This window comes from Camelimonas sp. FR25 (assembly GCF_059740505.1).
In genome coordinates this window covers 1-5852 of record NZ_JCAWFG010000069.1, presented here as the reverse complement: position 1 = coordinate 5852, position 5852 = coordinate 1, and the positions used below count along the sequence as shown (strand labels likewise).

The window sequence follows — 5852 nt, the reverse complement described above, 5'->3', positions numbered from 1 at the left end:
AAAGACTTCGAGCAAACCATCGCATCAGCGACCGCATGGCTGTTTATCGCTTCGATCCAGCTCTTCACAAGACGCATCGCAAGGTCATGAAATCGCACAGGATAATTTTGAATCAGACTCTGAGCGATGCGATGCGCCTCGAGTAGAAGCTGAAGGGGCGACCCAAGACGAGAGTTTTGACGTACGTCACTTTGCGGGTCGCCGCTCGGTGGTTCGCGCAGCCCCTTGGGAGGTGGCATGGCTGGCGTATAAATAGACCGGCGTCCGTTGTGGGAGCATGCACAGTCAATCACAGTCCCAGGGCGACGGCGCCCGGCCTAAAGGCTTAGAAGGCCTCCCCATTTACATCGGGGATGTTCACTTCGGTTGCATGGGTTGGTTCGCTAATCGGAAACCGAGGGCAAACTTCGGCGACTGTTCCAGGGATACAGGCAGGTGCGGCCGGACGTGGGTGATCGGCGAAGTCTCAATTGAGACATCGGTGCTCGTCCGGCACAGGCGCCACTTGAGCCGCGAAAGCGCCAGGTCAAAGGCGCCCGAAGATGCTCTCCCTGATCACGTGCCCATAGGCAGCCCATTGCCGTCAGATTGCGCGCGGGACAAGAATGCCGACAAAAGTCGACAGCGCCAGGCTTGACGCGCCGCCGCCGCGAGCTCACACCGCCACGCAATCGGCAAAATGGCTGACCTGTCCATCGGGTCCGACTTCCTGCACCAGGCCGTGAATGTCGGTTTCGAAGCCGGGGCATTCGCGGGCGAAATCGCGGTTGAAGCGCAGGTAGTCGACGATCTTGGTGTTGAACACTTCGCCTGGCACCAGCAGCGGAATCCCCGGCGGATAGGGTGTGACCAGCGACGTGGTGATGCGGCCCTCCAGGTCGTCTATGGGCACGCGCTGGATCTTGCGCCGGGCGATGTGGGAAAAGGCCTCGGTTGGCGTCATCGCCGGATGGTGGTCGCTGAGATAAATCTCGGTCGACAGCCGCGCCACGTCATATTTGGCGTAAAGCGCATGCACATGCAGGCTGAGGTCGCGCAGGCCCATGCGCTCATAGCGCGGATGCTTGGCGCAGAACTTCGGCATCACCCGCCACAGCGGCTGGTTGCGGTCATAATCATCCTTGAACTGCTGCAGGGCGGCGAGCAACGTGTTCCAGCGGCCCTTGGTGATGCCGATGGTGAACAGGATGAAGAAGCTGTAGAGGCCGGTCTTCTCCACCACCACGCCATGCTCGGCGAGATATTTCGAGACGATCGAGGCCGGAATGCCGGTTGCATCGAAACGGCCGTCGATATCGAGCCCAGGGGTGATGATCGTCGCCTTGATCGGGTCGAGCATGTTGAAGCCCGGCGCCATGTCGCCAAAGCCATGCCAGCTATCTTCGCCGTCGCGCTGCACGCCCTCGGAATCGGTGTGACGCAGCACCCAGTCGCGGGTGTGGCCGATGCCTTCCTCGGTCAGCTCATCCGGGCCCCACACCCGGAACCACCAGTCGCTCTCGCCGAATTCTGCCTCGACCTTGCGCATGGCTCTGCGGAAATCGAGCGCCTCAAGAATGCTCTCCTCGACCAGCGCCGTGCCGCCCGGCGGCTCCATCATCGCCGCCGCAACGTCGCAGCTGGCGATGATCGAATATTGCGGTGAGGTCGAGGTGTGCATCAGATAGGCTTCGTTAAACAGATGCCTGTCGAGCTTGGTCTCTTCAGAATCCTGCACCAGCACGTGGCTGGCCTGGCTGATGCCAGCCAGCAATTTGTGGATCGACTGGGTGGCGTAGGTCACCGAATGGCGGGTGCGTTTCCGCTTGCGGCCCATGGCGTGATAGGCGCCATAGAACGGGTGGAAGGCGGCGTGCGGCAGCCATGCCTCATCGAAGTGCAGATTATCGACGTAGCCGTCGAGCATCCGTTTGATCTCTTCGGTGTTGTACAGAACGCCGTCATAGGTCGACTGGGTCAGCGTCATGATGCGCGGACGGATGGCGTCGACATCCATCCCCGCCAGCAGCGGGTTATCGCGCATCTTGGCGCGGATCGATTCCGGCTCAAATTCGGAATGCGCGATCGGGCCGATAATGCCCCAGTGATTGCGCGTCGGGCGCAGAAACACCGGAATGGCGCCGGTCATGATGATGCAGTGCAGGATGGATTTGTGGCAGTTGCGATCCACCACCACCACGTCGCCCGGCGCCACCGTGTGGTGCCACACCATCTTGTTAGAGGTCGAGGTGCCATTGGTGACGAAGAAGCAGTGGTCGGCGTTGAAGATCCGCGCCGCATTGCGTTCTGAGGCGCCGATGGCGCCATTGTGGTCGAGCAGCTGGCCAAGCTCTTCGACCGCGTTGCACACGTCGGCGCGCAGCATGTTCTCACCGTAAAACTGGTGATACATCTGGCCGATCGGGCTCTTCAGGAAGGCGACGCCGCCCGAATGGCCCGGGCAGTGCCAGGAGTAGGAGCCGTCTTCGGCGTAATCGAGCAATTGCTTGAAGAAGGGCGGCTGGATGCCCTCCAGATACGCCTTGGCCTCGCGGATGATGTGCTTGGCGACAAACTCCGGCGTGTCCTCAAACATATGGATGAAGCCGTGCAGTTCGCGCAGGATGTCATTGGGCAGATGCCGCGACGTCTTGGTCTCGCCATGCAGGAAGATGGGCACCTCGGCGTTTTTCCAGCGCACCTCTTCGATGAACTCGCGCAGCTTCACCACCACGTCGTCATCTTCGGGCCCCGAGCTGAACTCCTCGTCGTCAATCGACAACACAAAGGCCGAGGCGCGGCTCTGCTGCTGGGCGAACTGGGAGAGATCGCCATAGCTGGTGACGCCCAGGACCTCGAAGCCTTCCTTGCCAATCGCCTCCGCCAGCGCCCGGATGCCGAGCCCTGACGTGTTCTCGGAGCGGAAATCCTCATCGATGATGACGATAGGAAAGCGAAACTTCATCAGGATTCCTTCCGGGGCCGGAAACGCCGGTCCCTTGTTGAGGGCGGGGGCCGCTGCGTCAAGGGCCTGGGGCGTCCCTGGGCCTTGCCGCGACAAGTCGTCTCCGTCGCCACAGGGCGGCGATCCAGAACGTCGGCCTACGCCACTCATGACATGGCCCCGACAAGCTTGCATGACGGACGGCGATGGAAGTGGGACACAGGACGCCTGAGCTCTGGCGAGGGGTCGATGGCCTGCGGCGGTGAGGCTCCGCCGCCTGGCGGGGCGGATCAAGAGCGCCCGTTGAAAGTGCGGTTCAATGAGACCGGCGCATCTACTGACAAAGGGCTTTAGCCAGACAATGCGTCAGCACGGCACCATTGTCGCGGGCGATTGTCGATCGGGCGTCTCAGGCTGTGGCCAGTCGCGATACAGATCGTCGCGGCCAGGCGGCAAGCCTGAAGGGCCCTTGCGGCGCTTTTCGCCGAGCGTCTGATACAAGCCGACATTATTACGCTCAAAGGCGATAGAGCAGGCGGCGAGGTACATCAGCCAGACGCGATATTTGACGTTCCCCACGTCGGCGACCGCCGCCTCCTGGCTGGCCTTGAGCCGGTCGTGCCAGATGCGGCAGGTGCGCATGTAATGCTCGCGCCAGCATTCGACGTCGCGAATTTCAAACCCGCCGCGCTCCATGGCGGTCAGCGTGCCGCTCAGACTGTCCAGCTCGCCGCCGGGAAATATGTATCGGGTGAGGGCAGCGAAGTCGGCGCGCTTTTTCTTACGCGTGGCGCTCTTGCCGGGGCGGGTGATGCCATGGTTGAGAAACAGCCCGCCTGGTTTCAGCAGCCGGTGCATCGTGCCGAAGTAGGTCGGATAATTGCTGATCCCCACATGTTCGATCATGCCAAGCGAGGCGATCTTGTCGAAGCGCTCGTGGCCTTCGAGCTTGCTGTAGTCGAGCAGCTCCACGGTGCAGCGATCGGCGATCCCGAGGGCGGCGAAGCGGGCGCGCGCCAGTTCGGCCTGTTGCTCCGACAGGGTGACGCCATGGGCGGTGACGCCAAAACGGGTTGCGGCGTGCGCCATCAGCGCGCCCCAGCCGCAACCAATGTCCAGAAACTGCTCGCCCGGTTTCAGGCGCAGCCGCCGGCAGGTCATCTCCAGCTTGTCGAATTGCGCCTGTTCCAGCGTAGCCGCGGCGTCGCGGAAATAGGCGCAGGTGTAGACCATGCGTTCGTCGAGAAACAGGCGATAGAAATAGTTGGAGACGTCGTAATGATAGCTGATGTTCTTGCGGTTCTCGCCGGCGTCGCCATCTGATGGCGCGGTCTGGGCGATCTCCTCCAGCGGCCACGGTCCGCCCCGCGACACGAGCAGGAATTGCCCGGCTGTCTTCAGCGCCAGCATGCGGTCGAGCGAGCGGCGGAAGGCGCGGGTGCGGACAGCGGGCCTTGCCGCCACCAGATCGAACACGTCGCCATTACGGATATCGATGCGCCCGGCGGCCCACAAATTGGCGAGGGTGTTGACGGAAGGCTTGCGGATCAGCGCAGCGATGACGCCTTCATCGCCAATCCAGATCGCGAGGCCGTCATCTGGCAATTCGGCCGGCACCCGGGCGCCGTCCCACAGGATAAAGCCTGGCTCCAGCCTGAGGCGATCGCGGACGTGGGCGAGCAGTTGCTTGAGACTCGCCAGTCGCTTCTGTGCCGACATGCATGCTCCCTGTCGGGGCGCGCCTGTTGCCTGCACGTCGCCCATTATCTTCAGGCCACAGTTCAGCATATGCGGCGTCGGTGCAAAACCCCGCGCCCTTCAATCGTCCCATCACGTCGCCGTCAGGCCCAACGCCGCCGGTTGTGAGGCGCAGCTCCACTGGCGCGTCGGCAATCAACGCAGCTGCCGCGAACCCCATCCCGGAAATCTGCCGGCGTGGATATGCTGCGCGCCACCAGATCACCTGCTGATAGGGCGGCGCTACGCTGGGGCTCAGAGGTAAGTGGCGTGCATTGGTGCGCAAGCGCAGATACGAGCCATCTGATGGGGGGCTGGCGGGTTGAGCGGGCGAGCATGCTGGTGATGGCCTGGCGCACCACGCGCCAACAGGCGAAGATCTCCGGTTGGCGGGCGCAGGGCATACGGGGGTGTTAGTGCCTCTGTGTGATCGGCCGTAGGTGCGCTGATAAAATCACGTTGACGACCGCAGTCATCGGCCTGCTCCAGCCATGGCGGGCAGGATCAATGCTCGCGATATAGAAGACGGCGGGCCGGAAACTTCCAACCCACCTGTCCTGGCATCGGGCATGCGCCGCATGGGCTACGGCATAGTCGCAATCATTGTAGGGTACAGTCGCGCAACCGGCAGACGGTCGATGAGGCCCCGGCGCGCCACGACGATCTGGTAATCGGTAGCTTCCATCCCGACGATGTGGTCGCGTCTAATGGCCGGCGCACTGGTCCGCGGCGACAGGCAGATGTCGCATTCACCCTTGCAGCCACGATGCCACTCGGCCAGAAGCGCGGCCTCTGAGCTGCGCAGCCAAATACAGTACAACTCCGCCGTTCAACACATCGGTGGCATAATCCGCAGTGGAACCGTGACGAGCGCCTGACGGGTCGGCGAACGCGGCTAAATTTGACGCCAGCCTGCGCAGTCGCCGCGCGTTTCGGTCTCATGGGCTCATGGACCCGCGTCGTATGGGATTGCACACCCCGCCCGGCGAAAGCCGAGCTTGGCGCCCAATGGCGTCAACTCGTTCACCATGCAGCTCTTCCACAGACGCACAAAAGGCGCTAACATGAAAACCGGCCGCACAATCAGCGGCTTAGCTATGCGCATCCAGCTCGTCTGGGCGGCGTCCGAACAGGACCCCTCCGGAACGGAAGGATTTTTGTCGCCTGGACGTTGACATCCGAACGGCCTCTC

General features: G+C 62.4%; 2 protein-coding genes and 1 pseudogene. 1 reads left to right on the top strand and 2 read right to left on the bottom strand.

Translation table 11 applies throughout. The annotated features are described in order from the left end of the window. Positions 1-90: pseudogene (locus AC6A67_RS07885) on the top strand (IS5/IS1182 family transposase); the annotation flags it as partial. Positions 91-655: 565 nt separating this feature from the next. On the opposite strand, the gene AC6A67_RS07880 reads toward AC6A67_RS07885, so the two are convergent. Together AC6A67_RS07880 and AC6A67_RS07875 are read right to left on the bottom strand one after the other, a co-directional pair. After that, the gene (locus AC6A67_RS07880) at positions 656-2944 is read right to left on the bottom strand and encodes an Orn/Lys/Arg family decarboxylase (protein ID WP_498036001.1); all 2289 of its coding nucleotides are present in this window, start codon (positions 2942-2944) and stop codon (positions 656-658) included. Positions 2945-3289: 345 nt separating this feature from the next. Continuing rightward, the gene (locus AC6A67_RS07875; RefSeq protein ID WP_498036000.1) at positions 3290-4642 is read right to left on the bottom strand and encodes a class I SAM-dependent methyltransferase; all 1353 of its coding nucleotides are present in this window, start codon (positions 4640-4642) and stop codon (positions 3290-3292) included. Between the last annotated feature and the right edge of the window lie 1210 nt (positions 4643-5852).

Coding starts and splice junctions, on each gene's coding strand:
- AC6A67_RS07880 (WP_498036001.1), bottom strand. CDS start 2,944: ATGAAGTTTCGCTTTCCTATCGTCATCATCGATGAGGATTTCCGCTCC.
- AC6A67_RS07875 (WP_498036000.1), bottom strand. CDS start 4,642: ATGTCGGCACAGAAGCGACTGGCGAGTCTCAAGCAACTGCTCGCCCAC.